The 15,330-nt window shown below is 65.0% G+C and carries 15 protein-coding genes; 7 read left to right on the plus strand and 8 right to left on the minus strand.

Translation table 11 applies throughout. From position 1 onward, the window contains the following. Positions 1-9 precede the first annotated feature (9 nt). The gene (locus FRZ33_RS08820) at positions 10-675 is read left to right on the plus strand and encodes a GNAT family N-acetyltransferase (protein WP_146909129.1); all 666 of its coding nucleotides are present in this window, start codon (positions 10-12) and stop codon (positions 673-675) included. Positions 676-766: 91 nt separating this feature from the next. Here FRZ33_RS08820 and FRZ33_RS08825 read toward each other — a convergent pair whose 3' ends face one another. From FRZ33_RS08825 to FRZ33_RS08835, 3 genes are all read right to left on the minus strand, one after another. Further along, positions 767-1,657: a pseudouridine synthase gene (locus FRZ33_RS08825; RefSeq protein WP_146909131.1), complete on the minus strand. Its 891-nt coding sequence runs from the start codon at positions 1,655-1,657 to the stop codon at positions 767-769. A 242-nt stretch (positions 1,658-1,899) separates the two neighbouring features. Next, entirely contained in the window at positions 1,900-4,851 is a 2,952-nt protein-coding gene (locus tag FRZ33_RS08830) for a hypothetical protein (RefSeq protein WP_146909133.1), read from the minus strand. 248 nt (positions 4,852-5,099) lie between these two features. Beyond that, positions 5,100-5,717: a MerR family transcriptional regulator gene (locus FRZ33_RS08835; RefSeq protein WP_227977696.1), complete on the minus strand. Its 618-nt coding sequence runs from the start codon at positions 5,715-5,717 to the stop codon at positions 5,100-5,102. On the opposite strand from FRZ33_RS08835, the gene FRZ33_RS16195 reads away from it, so the two are divergent. From FRZ33_RS16195 to FRZ33_RS15195, 4 genes are all read left to right on the plus strand, one after another. Then, positions 5,665-6,261 carry a mercuric transporter MerT family protein gene (locus tag FRZ33_RS16195; RefSeq protein WP_265468766.1) on the plus strand — a complete coding sequence of 199 codons (597 nt, stop codon included), beginning with the start codon at positions 5,665-5,667 and terminating at the stop codon, positions 6,259-6,261. The two genes, FRZ33_RS08835 and FRZ33_RS16195, sit on opposite strands and share 53 nt — an antisense overlap. Next, complete coding sequence (locus tag FRZ33_RS16200; protein ID WP_146908791.1) at positions 6,251-6,466, plus strand: GDCCVxC domain-containing (seleno)protein; 216 nt, start codon at positions 6,251-6,253, stop codon at positions 6,464-6,466. Before FRZ33_RS16195 ends, FRZ33_RS16200 begins: the two co-directional genes overlap by 11 nt. 119 nt (positions 6,467-6,585) lie before the next feature. Next, the gene (locus tag FRZ33_RS08855) at positions 6,586-7,947 is read left to right on the plus strand and encodes a transposase (protein WP_146909135.1); all 1,362 of its coding nucleotides are present in this window, start codon (positions 6,586-6,588) and stop codon (positions 7,945-7,947) included. Positions 7,948-8,505: 558 nt separating this feature from the next. Beyond that, positions 8,506-8,670, plus strand: coding sequence for a helix-turn-helix domain-containing protein (locus tag FRZ33_RS15195; RefSeq protein WP_158637168.1), 165 nt, complete (start codon positions 8,506-8,508; stop codon positions 8,668-8,670). Positions 8,671-9,401: 731 nt separating this feature from the next. On the opposite strand, the gene FRZ33_RS08860 is transcribed toward FRZ33_RS15195, so the two are convergent. Beyond that, positions 9,402-9,983 carry a rhomboid family intramembrane serine protease gene (locus FRZ33_RS08860; protein WP_158637169.1) on the minus strand — a complete coding sequence of 194 codons (582 nt, stop codon included), beginning with the start codon at positions 9,981-9,983 and terminating at the stop codon, positions 9,402-9,404. A 210-nt stretch (positions 9,984-10,193) separates the two neighbouring features. Here FRZ33_RS08860 and FRZ33_RS08865 point away from each other — a divergent pair, with 210 nt between their 5' ends. Next, a complete protein-coding gene (locus FRZ33_RS08865) occupies positions 10,194-11,585 on the plus strand; it encodes an amidohydrolase family protein (protein WP_158637170.1) in 1,392 nt (463 codons plus the stop codon). Positions 11,586-11,601: 16 nt separating this feature from the next. Here the strand turns inward: FRZ33_RS08865 and FRZ33_RS08870 are convergent, their stop codons facing one another. Further along, complete coding sequence (locus FRZ33_RS08870; RefSeq protein ID WP_158637171.1) at positions 11,602-12,441, minus strand: prolyl oligopeptidase family serine peptidase; 840 nt, start codon at positions 12,439-12,441, stop codon at positions 11,602-11,604. Between the two features lie 40 nt (positions 12,442-12,481). Between FRZ33_RS08870 and FRZ33_RS08875 the strand changes: the two genes are divergently transcribed. Further along, a complete protein-coding gene (locus tag FRZ33_RS08875; RefSeq protein ID WP_227977727.1) occupies positions 12,482-13,741 on the plus strand; it encodes an FAD-binding domain in 1,260 nt (419 codons plus the stop codon). A 9-nt stretch (positions 13,742-13,750) separates the two neighbouring features. Here the strand turns inward: FRZ33_RS08875 and FRZ33_RS08880 are convergent, their stop codons facing one another. The 3 genes from FRZ33_RS08880 to FRZ33_RS08885 all read right to left on the minus strand — a co-directional run bounded on the left by FRZ33_RS08880 (position 13,751) and on the right by FRZ33_RS08885 (position 15,310). Further along, positions 13,751-14,455 (minus strand): MOSC domain-containing protein, encoded by a 705-nt coding sequence (locus FRZ33_RS08880; RefSeq protein WP_146909143.1) that lies wholly within the window; start codon positions 14,453-14,455, stop codon positions 13,751-13,753. Positions 14,456-14,567: 112 nt separating this feature from the next. Next, positions 14,568-14,714, minus strand: coding sequence for a hypothetical protein (locus FRZ33_RS15200; RefSeq protein WP_158637172.1), 147 nt, complete (start codon positions 14,712-14,714; stop codon positions 14,568-14,570). Next, complete coding sequence (locus FRZ33_RS08885; RefSeq protein ID WP_146909145.1) at positions 14,687-15,310, minus strand: hypothetical protein; 624 nt, start codon at positions 15,308-15,310, stop codon at positions 14,687-14,689. Before FRZ33_RS08885 ends, FRZ33_RS15200 begins: the two co-directional genes overlap by 28 nt. Between the last annotated feature and the right edge of the window lie 20 nt (positions 15,311-15,330).

A 15,330-nucleotide genomic window follows, 5' to 3' on the forward strand; every position in this document is an offset into this window, starting at 1 on the left:
AAACGCGCCATGTCCACCCAGCCGCCTGACGATGGTTTCCCCTGGATCGGGAGGCTCGAGGCCACCCACGCCGGCGAAGTGACCAGGCTGCTGTGCGAGGCCTTCTTCGATTACCCGGTGATGCGCTTCGTGCTGGGCGAAACGCCGGACTACGCCGGCCGCCTCGTGCGCCTGATAGGCCTGTTCACCGCCGGACGCTGGTTACGCGGGCATCCGGTTCTGGGGCTGCGTGGCGCCGACGGGTCGCTGCAGGCCGCGATCACGATGACGCCGCGCGGTGCGTTCGACACGCCGCCTGCGCTGGCCGAATTGGCCGAGACCACCTGGAACATGCTGGGCGCCGAAACGAAGCAGCGCTACGCGATGCTGTGCGAAGCCTGGGCCGCCACCGAGCCCGCCGGTGAAAACTGGCACGTGAACATGCTGGGCGTGGCCAAGGCCGCGCATGGTGCCGGCCACGGTGGCCGACTGCTGGCCGCGGCGCTGGACCTCGCCGCAAAGGACCCCGTTGCACAGGCCGTGGACCTGACCACCGAGGATGCCGCGAACCTCAGTTTCTACACCCGCCGCGGTTTCGAAGTGACCGGACAGCGCCGTGTCGGCCCCACGCTGGAAACCTGGACGCTGGTGGCGCCGAGGCGTGCGGATGGTGGTTTCGGACCGGGCGGGGCATGACGCGCGACCGGCCCGATCAACCGAACACCTCAGAATGTGAGCCGATGCCCCGTACTCGAGCCTTCTGCCTCGCCGCAGGTAGCGGGGTAGGTCAGGACAGGAGCAGCAAGCTGCTTGAGAACGTGCGCTCGATCCCGGTGAGCGGATCGATGAATGTGATCTGCCTGGCCAACAACTGCAATGGCGTCGAATAGTCGTCTACTCGGTGGTTGGCAAGTGACGGATACACCACATCATTGGCCATGGGCGCCCCCAGCGCCGCCATGTGCACCCGCAGCTGATGCTTGCGCCCGGTAACCGGCATCAACGCATAACGCCAAGCCCCATCCCCACGTGCAATGACATCAATCCGCGTCTCACTATTCGCAGGCCCTTCAACCTCCCGCATGCGAAAGAACGGCTCCCCGGCAACGATCCGGCTGGTGCGGGTGTGCGGAAACTCGATATCCGGCAGCGGCGGCGCAATCGCCTCGTAGGTCTTTTGAATCCGCCGCTCGCGGAACAGCGCCTGGTACAGCGCGCGGGTTTTGGGGTTGGTCGAGAACAGCACCAGGCCGGCGGTTTCGCGGTCGATGCGGTGCAGGGGCACCAGGTCGGGGTTGCCGGTGCGGCGGATCAGGCGGCCCAGCAGGGTTTCGTGCACATGGGCGCCGGACGGCGTGACCGGCAGGAAATGCGGCTTGTCCGCCACCAGCAGGTCGGCGTCGGCGAACAGCACGGTTTCCTGGAACGGGATCGGCGCTTCGTCGGCCACTTCGCGGTAGTAGTGCACTTCCAGCCCGACCCGATACGGCGTGTCCGGCGTCAGCCATGCCCCGTCGTCGTCCACGACGCGCCCGCGCGCCATGCGGTCCCGCCAGGTCGCGCGCGGCACCGCCGGGAAACGTTCGCACAGGCCGTCCAGCACCGTCGGCCACGGGCCCGGCGGCAGCTGCAGGGTGCTGGCGGGCAGACCGTCGAGGGTGGGTGGGCGTTTGCGCATGGCGGCAGTGTGCCGGCTGTGCGCGGTTTCTGCACATTGCCTTGTCCATGGGATGAGCGCTCGTTTGTGACCCGGGTCGGGCCTTGAACTTCAGGCGGTTGCGGGCGTCATCGCGAGTGCAGGAGGGCCGCTTCCGACCCGAAGCGGACATATGGCGTGTTTGGGTGGTCCTTCTCTGGTCGCCGACGCATTCAATCCTTCGCTAGCGCTGCCACGAGTCTTTGCTCCACATTGAGGACCGGTCATCCGTCGCGATCGGGATCTCGGCTGACCTCTGGATCGCGTGTCGGCCCGGTTTCGCAGCGTGTGCGGCTCGTGCTCGGGCACGGATCGCACCCATCCGGAAGGCCGTCGCCATCGCTGTCGATTGCACGCGGACGATCCCTCGGGCAGGTGCCTGCCTCGCGTGCGCCGGCGATTGCCCAAACTGGATTGCTGAAAGCGTAGCGTGGGATGCAGCGCCCGATCTTGGTATCGATGGCGCAGGTAGCGCTGTCGCCGACCATAGGCTGCGACTTCGCAAAGGCACGCACGAACAGGCGATCGGGAATTAGCGGGACCAGTCGGTGGTTCACGTAGGCCTGCGTCAGGCGAAAACTATCAATGGGCAGGTCGATGCGTCGCGTGCCCGAGAATGACACCGGTGCAAAGCGCATGCGACCGCCAGTAGGGTCATCGTAGTAGCCGTCGCTGCGTTGGACGATCTGGCGGCCATCGCCCACCAGCTCCGTGTCCACGATCACGTCACCGACAGTGGTGAAGCGCGTTCGCGGGCCATTGTCCTTGGGCGCGAACAGGCGGCTCTGGCCCGGCGCCGTTCCCAGCACGGCGCCCACGATGATGTCGATCTGGTACACGGTTCCCCACTCCTGATTCGATTGCCACTCCACCAGCAGGGGTAGGGAAGTGTCGCCGTAGGTCTCGATGATGCCGCCCATGGGGGTGTCCGCATCGTCGATCCGGCCGTTGTTGTTGCGGTCGATTGCAATGCGCAGTGCAGGCCCATCGGTCACTGAAAAGACCCCCTCCCTGAGCGCCGCGACGATCTGGGTTTGGTCGTAGGCGCGGATGGGATCGTCGAGCACGCTCGTGTCGCGAGGACGACGCGGCGGCGAAGCTGGAGGTTGTCGACGTCGTTCGCTCCGATCACGCGCGCTTTCGAAAGTGGTCAGCTCGGGTTCGGTGAGATTGGTGCGAGGCGCGCCGGCCATTACCAGGTTGCGCGGCTTGCCGATGGCCATGTCATCCACTCGTTCCAGGCCTTGGAAGTAGCCCGCGCGGTGATAGTTCAAATCGCCGTGTGCATCCGACCCGCCGGCCATAAACCAGCGCCTCGGTTCGCCTGCCGGCAGCCACGGGATGTCGGCCGTCTCGGATGGCGCGAGGCCCTTGAGCAGCCAGCGGTCCCAGGTGACCGTGCCGGCGTGCAACATCCATTCCACTCCCTGGCAGTTAATCAGATAGCTGGGGCGTGCCGGCTCGGCCCAGGGTTGCAACTCGAAGGTTCGTGTTTCAAAGCCGGATGGCGAGTTGTTGCGGAACCCATAGCCACCATCATCATCGTCGCTGTGGAAGCCGACTTCACGCGTTTGGCCGTCGCCTTTGCGATTCATCATCCGGTGGTCTTCGTTCCACAGTTGCAGGCCCAGCACGGCCGGGGACCGGAATGCCTGGTCGAGCATGGTCGGCGTGTAGGGCACGACATCTGGACCAGGGCCACCCGACATGTCGGGTGCCCGGCCAAAACAATGGCCCATAGGCAGCGGATGGGCGAGGAATACATGGCCTTTGCCGCTTTCGATCTCAGGCAGCAATGCATCGTCGCCGCGGGTCATCTGCCGGCTGCCGCCACCGAAGCGTCCAGTACGGCTGGAGACGAAGGCATCCGGGTTGGCGGCCGTTGCCGGCAAATAGACCATGTGCGCGCGTGCAGGGTGGTACTCATTGATGCCCTGGACGTCCTTCAGGATCATTGCGCCGTTTCGTTGTTCGTGGATGCGGGTTACGTCGCAGCTCGTGATTGGGTGATTCCATCCCCCGCATAGGTTCGGCAAGTAATAGTGGTCATAGTCGCCCCCGTCCGCGATCGGAAATGTGTTGCGATCGTAATCGGCCGGCAACTCAGGGATGACATCCACTTCGCCGCCCAGGAAAATCTGGGGTGCGACCCCGCGGCCGCGTATGTTCTGCGGGACCTCGCCGGTGCTGGATTTGGTCGCACTTTCGCGGTTTGCGCCTTGGTCGCGCCACAGCTCGTTATGCAAGAACCGGAAACGCGCTGAGTTCATGTCGCGCAGGACGTGCGGAAAGTTCGGAAATGCGCCTTCGATTCCGCCGAAGATCACCGAAGCCACGCCGGTATAGTCGACATCAACGATCTGGCGTGAATCCGAAGCATGTTCGGTGGCGAATACGAAGTCCAGGCCCATAGCGCCCATGGCCTTGAGCGTGCCGCGGTAGCCGTACCCTTCCTCTCCTTCGTTGTCGGTACCCTGGCCGTGGTAGTGCAGGTCGCCATAGGCCCAGCGCTGGTCGAAACGCGGGAGTGGCGCTTCGCCGGCATGCACGGACACATGATTTACCAGCCAGAGGAAATCTGCGTCGTGTTCGCTCTCGCAACCTATTTCCGGGCGGGTAGTGAAGACGGCCTTGAGCGTCAGGGGCAGGTCGGCGCCAGGAACGAAACTGTCGTCCCTAGTCGGCGTATACCAGGCGGTGGCATACCACTCGCTGCTGCCGTGAGGAGTACGGGAGGCTTCGCAAATTCCGGTGGCCGGCTTGCAGATCTCGTGCGGTGGAGGTTGGACGATGCCTGGCCCGGCGGGCCGCCAAGTGCCATTGATCCATGTGGTTGTCGAGTTCCCGGTGTGCTCGACTTCGGTCAGTTCGTTGAAGGCAATGGTTTTGCGCCAATTGCCATCGGCATGGAAGACCTGAAGTTCGCAGAAGTTGCCGATCTTGTATTTGAAGGGATCCTCAAGGGGTGCGTCGAACGGGATAGCGTTCTCGTCGGTCACTACGATCGAAAGCGGAATGGCGCCGTAGCTGGCGCGTCCGTTGATATCCAGCACGGGCTCAATGCGCCACGGGGCATCAATCGCGAATTCAAAGGTGCCTTCCTGACCGTTGTTGGCGGCTGCAGCCAAAGGCAGGACAAGCAGGACGGGGAAGCAGAACGAGGCGATCCGGCGCATTGGCGGTTTACCTTAGACGCTGCTGTTGATCGGTCAAACGTCCGTCGTCGACCGAATCGGCCAAGTGGGGACCCACTGAGAGATGGACTGCCGCCAGCAGCCCGCTGCCATCGGCACAGGGCAGCGATGGGGCGTGGCCGTCCATCTCGGCGTACGTCGTGTCAAGGTGAATGTTCAAGCCACCTAGTTCGAAGCTACGGACTCAAAGGTCCGATCCTGGCCTATTGTGTTGAAAAACTATCTCCAACTCAGGCCGCATCAGCACGGATCGACCTGACGTGCTGCCCCCGCGACCGCGGCAACGGCTCGGTACCCGCATGCTCAAGCAGTTCGAGAGTGGGACAAAACGCGCCTACGCTGGCCTCGCCGCAGCTCGCGACCAATTGCGATAGCTGACGCTCGAGCTTGCGTAGTTCGCCGAGCCGCTTTCGAACGTCGAGCAACTTGTTTTCGGTTAGTCGCTTGGTTTGCTCGCAAGCGCGTCTGCCATTGAGCTCCAGCAGGCCAACAATCTCATCGAGGCTGAAGCCCATGGTCTGGGCACGGCGAATGTAGCGGAGGCGAGCGAGGTCGCTCGACGTGTAGCGACGGATGCCGCCAGCAGGGCGCTTGGGCTCGGACAGCAGCCCGCGCCGCTGGTAATAGCGCACTGTCTCAACGTTTACTGCCGCCGAGGCAGCCAGTTGACCGATCGTGAGGGCCTGCAAGTCCATGGCTTGACTCCGTACTTGGGTACGGAAGGTATTATGCGCCCATGTCCAGTAATCCCCCAAGTCGACCACACCGGCGATCCTGGTCGCATCCCTCGCCGCCATCGGCGCATCAGTATGCTGCGTCGTGCCGCTGGTGCTGGTCTTGATGGGCATCAGCGGCGCATGGATTGCCAACCTGACGGCCATGGACGCCTGGCGGCCTTGGTTCAGCGCCGCCACACTGCTGTGCCTAGCGCTGGCTTTCTGGAATCTCTATGGCCCGTCGTCGCGATGCCGCAGCGACGGCGTCTGCGTCAGCCCGCAGGTCCTCGCCCGGCGGCGGCGCTGGTTGTGGCTGGCCGCCATCGGCATCGCAGTACTGTTGTTGTTTCCTACTACGTGGTCTGGTTCCTCTAGGAGAGTCCCGATGCGCAACAAATGGATAGTTGGCCTTACCTTGGCGTTGTCGGCTGGCCTAGCGGCCGCCGCGGCGCCGAAGAAGGCGGTGCTGGACGTGCAGAACATGACCTGCGCCGCGTGCAGCATCACCATCAGCAAGGCGCTCGACAAGGTTCCCGGCGTGCAAAGCAACCACGTCGATGCCGAGGCGGCGACGGTGACGGTGGTCTTCGATCCAAGCCGCACATCGATAAGCGCGGTCAGCCGTGCGATCACTGACGCAGGCTTCCCGGCCAAGGCTCGCTCAGATGGCGGCTGAGCTGGAGTTACAAAGTACGTTGACTTGTCCCCATTGTGGTCATCAGGCGACAGAGACGATGCCGACCAACGCCTGTCAGTTCTTCTACGAATGCCTCGGCTGCGGCCAACTGCTGCGCCCGAAACCGGGTGACTGCTGTGTGTTCTGCTCATACGGCACGGTTGCCTGTCCGCCGATCCAGGAACAGAAGTCGTGTTGTGGCTAAAGTGCTAAGCGCACCGACATAATTGCCGCCATATCTCGCCAGTAGCTACGTAATGCTATTGATTGACCGCAACTGAAGTGGTCAAATTATTTCCCATCGATCCAGCGGAAATCGCAGCGATGATGGGACGTCAGGAAGCCGGGCAAGCGCCCCTGTTCTACGCGTTCAACTTCGAAGACCACGTCCCGGCGAGCCACATGCTCCGCGGCATCGACCACTTCCTGGACCTGGGCGAGCTGCACCAGCACCTGGCCCCGCACTACAGCCACACCGGCCGCCCCTCGATTGATCCGGGCCTTCTGATCCGGATGCTGATCGTGGGTTACTGCTTCGGCATCCGCTCGGAGCGTCGGTTGTGCGAAGAGGTCCACTTGAACCTGGCGTACCGCTGGTTCTGCCGGTTGGGCCTGGAAGATGCCGTGCCGGACCACTCAACATTCTCCAAGAACCGCCACGGCCGCTTCCGGGACAACGACACCCTGCGCTTCGTATTCGAGAAGGTGCTCGAGCGCTGCCTGGCCGAAGGCCTGGTCGGCGGCGAGGGCTTCGCGATCGACGCCAGCGTGATCAAGGCCGATGCTAACCGGCAGCGGGGCGTGCCGGGTGCCGATGCGGCCTGGGACCGGGAGTCGCCGCTCGCGCGCCCGGTCCGGGAGTATCTGCAGGCGCTGGACGACGCTGAGACGCCGCGCACCCCACCCAAGAATGTGTCGCTGACCGACCCGGCAGCGCAGTGGACCGCCGCGCCCGGCGGCCCGGCCTTCTACGCTTATTCGACCAACTACCTGATCGATGTAAAGGCGGGCGTCATCGTCGATGTGGAAGCCACGCCTGCGTATCGGACCGACGAGGTCCAAGCGACACGGACCATGGTCGACAGGGTCGAGCAGCGCTTCGACCTCAAGCCGACCCGGCTGATCGGCGACACCGCCTACGGCACGTCGGAAATGTTGGGCTGGATGGTGGATGAGAAGGGCATCGAGCCCCACGTGCCGGTCTGGGACAAAGCCGAGCGCAAGGATGGGTCGCTGGGGCGGTCCGACTTCAGTTGGGACGCGGAAGCTGACGAGTACCGCTGCCCCCAGGGCAAGCCACTGCTATCGAGCGGCAAGCCAACCGCCGACAACACGCTGATCTATCGCAGCAGCCTTCACGACTGCACCAACTGCGAACTGAAGGCGCGGTGCTGCCCCAACACGACGCATCGAAGGATCGCCCGCCAGGTGAACGAGTCCGCACGGGACGTGGCGCGCCAGCTGTCGACGACGAAGAGATATGCCCAGTCACGGCGACATCGGAAGAAGGTCGAGATGCTGTTCGCGCACCTCAAACGCATCCTGCGGTTGGACAGATTGCGTCTACGCGGCCTGAAGGGCGCTAGAGACGAGTTCCTACTGGCCGCAACGGCACAGAATTTACGAAGAATGGCAGCGTGGTTGATGCCGAAAAGCCCCGAAGCGGCAATGGCAACGGCCCTTTGAGGACAAAGGGCGCTTGCGCGCCCATTTTCTCGTCGCCCCTGGCCAAATAATCATTGATCCGGCCGAACCGCTAGACCCAGCCGCCCGCCAGAAAGCGAGTTTTTCAACAGAATAGGCCGACAGCGGAACTGGGAAGTGGTCCTTTACGGCCCTCGGAGTGTCATCGCCTAGGCTCAAAGCCTCACGCGCGGAGCTCCGAGCTTCATTGCTGAGCCTTTTTTCCTCATGCGCAGGGCTCCGAGCTTAAACGCCGAGTCTTTTTGCTTCATGCGCAAGGCTCCGGATACTCATCGTTGAGCAAATTTTGCTCACGCACTGAGCTCCGAGGGTCACCGTTGAAGCTCAGCGCTTCACGCATGAAGCTCCGAGGGTCACCGTCGAGGCTAAAAGGCTCACGCATGAAGCTCCGGGAGTCATCGTCAAGGCTAAAAGCCTTGCGCGTGGAGCAAAAAGCCTCACGGCCGAGGCTCAGAGCCTCGCGCATGAAGCTCCGAACTCCATCTTCGGGGCCAACTGGCTAGCGCAGATGCCTGAAATCGGGTCCGACCAACCCTTGGGATGAGCGCCATCGACCCGCTGGGCACCTGGAAGGACTGGGAACAGGGCCACCGCGACCCGGCCGGCCCCGCCAAGGCCTTGCTGCAGGTCATCCGCAAGGACCCCACGCCTGGTCTTTCCGCCCCATCCGACGAGCGGCGCTCCCGGGCCTCCGGCCAGTGCTAGATTCCTGCCGTCCACTGGGAGAAGGGTCATGCGCAACGCAAACTCTTGGTTAAGGTCCGTCGTGGTGTTGCTGGCTGGTCTGTCTGCCGTGGGAGCGGCCCAGGCGCAGTCCGAATCCAAAACCTGGTATGTGCCGTGGGCCTGGAGCCCGCGTGCCAGCGCGGACACAGGTTCGATCTCGGTAACGAACCTCAATGGCGAAGCGGTCCGCGTCAATGTCAGGGCGTTCAATGCGCAGGGCGCCGCACTCTCGGCGTCGTCGTCCGCGTTTTCCCTGTCACCTGCCGCCTCTTCATCCGTCGCTTTTCCGGTTGACCCGAGAGGTTCGGTCGCCGCAGCGCCTGCCTTTGTCCTCGTACTCTCGGATCAACCCGTCCTCGTTCGCGCCAGGGCGGTCGTGCTGCTTCGTCCGTCCGTGGATGTCGAAGCGGACTGCCAGCGGATATCCTCGCGTGGCGAGCCCAATGGCGTGCTTTTTCTGCGAAGGCCAACTGGGCAGATACGATGCCGAGGGCAAGTTCCAGCGCGACAGCCTCAAGCCCTGGAAATACGCGACCCTCCAGGAGTGGCCCGCGTTCCCGATCGACTGTGCCGGCAGTGCCCCGACACATTTCGCCTGTTCCAAGCGCGTTGTGCGACAGCCTCCCGGCGGGGACGATGCCGGCGGGCCACTGGCCGACGATCGGGAAAGAGATCCGAGCGCTAGCGGCAGCGTGCCGTCTGCGCGCCGGTCATGCACGGAAGCGCGATGCCATCAACAGGCCTAGAAGCACGCCTGCGACGTGTCCGGGTTTCGGGTAGTAGACATGGACCACATCGATCGCGAACGCCAGGGCGATCGCGAATCCGACCGACCACCGAAGGAACTTCGAGCGGTCGACGCCGGTCCACGCCAGCCAAAGCCCGGCGCCGGCGATCGCCATGATCGCCTGGGAGGCGCCGGTGCCGAGATTCCAGGGCCACGGAACGAACAGGCTGCTGAAAAGCATCGCGATCGAACCGCCGATCAGCCAGAGCAGGAACAGGCGGAGGGAGCCCACCTGCCGCTCGACCGCCGTGCCGACCAGCAGCAGGCAGAACACGTCCGACACCATGTGCGGTTGTTTGACATGGACGAGCTGGGCGGTGACCAGGCGCCAGAGTTCGAGATCACGCAGGTACCCGAAGCGCAGGCCGTAGTCCTCGAGTTGTACGATCCTGACCCGCCCGAGCCAGGTGCCGCTGATTTCAATCGCGGCGTGGACGCTGAGCATGGCGGTGGCCGCACAAAGCAGCAGCGTGCACCAGGGAATGCGGCGCGACGCCGCCGGCACGGCGATGGATTGCGATTCGGTCATGCAAACAGCGTCGGGCCCGCTTGTGGCTTTTCGCAGGCAGGGTTGTGTCTTTTCGGGGGTGACCGACGCGGCCGCATGCGGGCAGGCCCTCTGATGAATCGGAATGAGACCAGGGGTGGGTCCGCGATATAGTGCCGAGGACACGGCGAACCAGGGGGTCGCATGCGCGGGCACAGGTATTCCGGCTTGATCGCGCTGGCGAGCGCCGCCTTGCTCCTCTCGATGTCGGTGAAGGCCCAGTCGCTGCTGCTCGACGATGTGCATCTGGTGCATGTGGAAGACGGCCGGATCGAACGTTCGCGTTCGGTGCTGGTGGAAGACGGACGGATCATCGCCGTGCAGCCGGCGGGCGTTTCGCCTCCGCCCGCGGTGACGCGCATCGATGGCCAGGGAATGTACCTGGTGCCAGGCCTGTGGGACATGCACACCCACGCGCACCGGGCCGGCCGTGCGTTATGGCATTACCCCCTTTACATCGCGCATGGCGTGGTCGGCATCCGGGACGCGGCGACGCACCTCGGCTCCAGCCTGGCCTTCCGCGCAGGGGAGCGGCCACCCGGGCCGGCCCCCAAAGTGATCTGGGGCTCACCGGCCCTGGACCGCGCACCGCCGATCCTTTCCAGTGGTCTGGCGGTGGAAACGCCGGAGGCCGCCCGGCAACTGGTGCGTCTGTTGGCCGCGCAGGACTACGACTTCATCAAGGTCTACGACGGTTTGTCGCGGGAAAATTACCTGGCGATCGTCGAGGAGGCCCAGCGTCTCGACATCCCCGTCGAAGGCCACGTGCCGCTGTCCATGTCGCCGTTCGACGTGGTGCGGGCGAAGCAGCGCACCATCGAGCACCTGACCCTGGTGCTCGAGGCCTGCATCCCCGGGACGCTAGACTGGATACACGCAGAGGAGTCGGCGGACTCGATGGCGCTCATGGCGGATCCCCGTCTGGTGGACAGCCTGGACCGCTTCGATGCGGCGGTTTGCCAATCCCTGTTCAAGGAATTCAGGGAGGCGGGCACCTGGCAGGTCCCCACGCTGGTGCAGACGCGCGGGTATTTCGTGGTGAGCCACGACGAGGAAGCCGACGAACCCCGGCTTTCGCAGGTGCCGCCGGCCGTGCGCGAGGCGTGGCTTTCGCACGTGGCCGACGGGGACGATGCAGAGCGCGAGTCGGGCGCCAAGGTCTTCGCCCGCCAGCATGCGCTCGTCGGTGAGCTGCACCTCGCGGGCGTCGGGATCCTGGCGGGCACAGATGCTTCGGACGAGACCTGGGTTTTCCCAGGGTCGTCCTTGCACGATGAATTGGCCCTTTTCATCGACGCCGGCCTTTCGCCGCTGGACGCGCTGCGCACGGCGACCCTCAATCCCGCCCGATATCGCGCCAATGGCAGCCCGGTCAGCGCGCTGCTGGCGCCGGGCGCGGACGCGGACCTGGTGCTGGTGGCCGACAATCCGCTCGACGACATCGCCCATCTCCGGGACATCCGCGGCGTGATGCTGGCGGGGCGTTGGTACGGGGCGGAAGAGCTGCGCTCGATGGTCGACGAAGTGCGTGCACTCTGGCCAACCAACGAGGGCGAGTAGCGGGAATTTCCCCTGCTTACTGACCGGAGGCGCGATCGACGATCCACTCGACGATCGCATCGAACCGTTCCTGGTCCAGCGCATGCCCGCGGTCGACACGCAGTTCGGTGATGAAGTCGCCCGCGACCCTGGCCACCACCTGGTCCGCATCCCGCGAATATTTGTCTTCCGTGCCCGACACCACCATCGTCGGCCGCGGCCGGATGGCTGCAAGCACATCGTGCGTGTCGAGCAGGCAGGCGAGCCCGGGCACGGCTTCGAAGAGGGTGAACCCGGTGCCTTCGCGGCGGCGCGTTTCTATGCTGCACACCGCACCGCTGATGCAGGCGAACCGGCAGCGTGCATCGAGCGCCGCGTGGTAGAGGGAGGTGTAACCGCCGTAGGAATGCCCGGCGATGCCAACGCGGCGCGCATCCACCCCGGCGATCGACAGCAGCACGCTCACGGCCCGCTGGGCATCATCCAGGCCCTTCCGCATCAGCGTGTCGCCATCCAGCAGGCGGTAGTTCATGGCGTTGTAGTGCTGCAGCCAGTCGTAGTAGTCCGGCTCCACGCCTCGCACCGCGCCACGCCGATCCTCGAAAGAGAGGGCGTCCGGAGCCAGGACCACCAGGCCCCTGCGCGCCAGCGCCGGCCCGAAGGCCTGGAAGGCATCGCCCACGTCGCCGGCCACCTCGCTCTTGCCGAAGTGGAACTGCCCGTTGTGCTGGTGGAAAACGACCACGCCGCCGAGCGGGTCGCGCCCCTTGGGCGTGAACAGGAAGGCCGGGATGACGTCAGCGTCGAGACCCGGGTACTCGATGCGTTCCCGGTCGAATCCATCGCCCGCCACGACCTCGCCGCGTTCGAAGGCCACCGGAACAGGGTCCGCAAGCCCCAGTCGCTCTCGAAGGGTCGTGGCAAGGTCGGTCATCGGTTGCAATGGTAGCCTGCCATCGGAATGGCGCGGGAGCCGCCAGGGGAAGGCATCGATGAAGGTAGCCATCAACGGGGCCGGCATTGCCGGTACGGCGCTCGCTTTCTGGCTTGGCAGGTTGGGCCACGAGGTGCTGCTGGTGGAGCGGGCGCCCGCGCTGCGCACCGGCGGCTTCGTGCTCAATCTCTGGGGCATCGGCTACGACGCGCTGGAGCGCATGGGCCTGCTGCCCGGGCTGCTGGCACAGCAGCACCTCACCGACGAGCTGCGCATGGTGGACCGGGCGGGGCGGACCCGCGGCGGTTATCCCTCGCGCGTGCTGCTGGATCTCGCCAAGGGACGCATGGCCACGCTGGCGCGAGCCGATATCGCCGCGGCCATCTACGGGTCGCTGGATAGCCGGGTGGAACCCCTGTTCGGCGACAGCATCCGCACGATCGAGGATGACGGGACGCGGGTGCGGATCGGGTTCGAACATGCGCCGTCGCGGGAGGTCGATCTCGTGGTCGGCGCCGATGGCTTGCACTCGCGCGTTCGCGAACTCGTATTCGGGCCCGATGCCGGATTCGAATATCCGATGGGCTGCCACGTCGCCTCGTTCGAGGTCCCCGGCTATCGCCCTCGCACTGGCGACACCTACGTGGCGCATACCGCGCCGGGCCGATATGTGGCCCGCTATCCGCTACGCGACGACCGCATGCTGTTCTTCGTGCTGCTGCGCGACGAACACCTCAAAGGGCGGGTTCCCACCAACCACATCGAACGCAAGGCAGCCTTGACCGACGCACTGTCGGGCATCGGCTGGGAATCCCCGGCCATCCTGGCGGCCATCGAGAAAGTGGACGACATCTACTTCGACAGCATCAGCCAGATCCGCATGGACGCCTGGGCCAAGGGCAATGTGGTGCTGCTAGGCGACGCCGCGGCCTGTCCGTCCCTCATCGCCGGCGAGGGCGCGGGCTTCGCACTGGCGGAAGCCTACGTGCTGGCCGGCGAACTGCATCGGCACGCTGGCGACCGTGGCGCCGCCATCGCGCAGTACCAGCAGCGCCTCAAGTCAGTGGTCGCCCGCAAGCAGAAGCACGCGGAGAGCCTGGTGGCTTCGTTCGTGCCGAGGACGGCGCTGGGCGTACGCGCCCGCGACTACGCCACGCTGCTGATGCGCCTGCCGGTGTTCCCGAAGTTGCTGATGGGGCGCTACTTCCGCGATGAAATCGCGCTGCCGGACTACGGCATCTGATTCCGCCCCTCAGTCGGTCGGCGCATCCTGCGGCCCACCCAGCCGCCGTTCCCACGACTCCACCTGGTTCTTCTCCAACCGGTGGTGGATCAGCTTCATCCACGACGTTGGCAGCGGCAGATGGCTGGCGGATTCCAGCACCGACCGGTCCAGCGTTTTCTGGAACAGCATCGCGACCAGGCGGCTCAACGGCCAGTCCGGGAATGGCCGTTCGACGCGCACCAGCGGGTCACCCGGGGCGAGTTCGCCTTCTTCCAGCACGCGGTAGTACCAGCCCGTGCGGCCGGTGGACTGCACCAGGGCGGCCACGCGCGGATGGCCGAAGCGGTCGTTGAGTTTCCAGCACGGCTGCCGGCCCTGCGACACCTGAAGAACGGCGGTGCCGGCGCGGATCACGTCGCCCAGGTGCACGTTGTCTTCGGTCCAGCCCAGCGTCGAGATGTTTTCGCCGAACGCGCCCGCCTGCTGCAGCAGGTCGCTGCGCAGCTCGTGCTTCCAGAACGGGTAGTGGTCGAACGGGTAGTGGTGGATGGCCTTGTCCACGCCGCCGTGCACGCGCAGGTCGCCCTGTTCGTCGCCGGACAAACCCGTGCGGGTCACGCGTAGCGCAGACGCCACGGCGGTTTTCGCGATGGCGCTATGCGTCCCGGGGCGGGTGTAGGGCACGGCCTTGCCTGTCAGCAAGGTCAGCAGGGGCGTGGTGGGTCCGGTCATGGGCACCGATATTACCGATCCCCACTACTGCGTTGGGAGCGGTGACCACCCGGGTTGGGCGCGAAGCGGGACGCGGCGGCGGCCTGACGCAGGCGCCGCCCACGGCTCCGGTTCAGGCTTGCGCGCTGGCCTGTGCCAACAAACGCGCCGAACGCTGCTTTTCCAGCCAGCCCGTCAGCCCCTTGCCCGGGAAGATGCTGCGCCAGCTCAGCAGGTAGGCCCCCTTGAGCGTCAGCGCGCGTCGGCCTTCGGCGTCCACCTGGGGAAGCAGTAGCCCATCTCCACCAGCAGGTCCGATTCGTGGTCCATGAAGTCCTCGACCATGCGGAAGCCTTCTTCGGCGGAGTAGGGCACCGCGCGGGCGCTGTTCTCCAGGCCCGCGCGCAGTGAGCGGAAACGCGCGTACAGCTCGCGCGGATCGGTGACGTCCGCGAAACGCACGGCCAGCTTCAGGGCCATGCGCGGATAGGTCGAGGGCATGTCCACGTTGCTGGTGCTCAGCAGCGAACCATCGTCATAGACCTGGGTGAACTCGACGTAGGTGAGGGTCTTGATCTTGGACACCATGGTCACGAGCATCGCGCAGGACTGGTCGCTGGCATGCGTGTACAGCGAGAAGCTGGCTTCGGTCTGGGTATCGCGCATGTAGGACGAACCGAGGTAGCCGAAGCCCAGGGCGCGGATTCCGCCGTCGAGCTGGCGGTAGCTGTCGTCGCGGTTCGCCAGGAATCCGGTTTCATCGTGCGGCTTGAAGCGGATACGGGCCGGCAGCTTCTGGGTCCGCCAGATCAGCAGCGGGCCGAGCAGGTTGAGCGCAAGCACGGGCAGCAGGATGAGCCCGATCAGTGTAGTCAAGGACATGGTTTCCTGGAGGG

This window comes from Arenimonas daejeonensis (assembly GCF_007993735.1).
Taxonomy (GTDB): domain Bacteria; phylum Pseudomonadota; class Gammaproteobacteria; order Xanthomonadales; family Xanthomonadaceae; genus Arenimonas; species Arenimonas daejeonensis.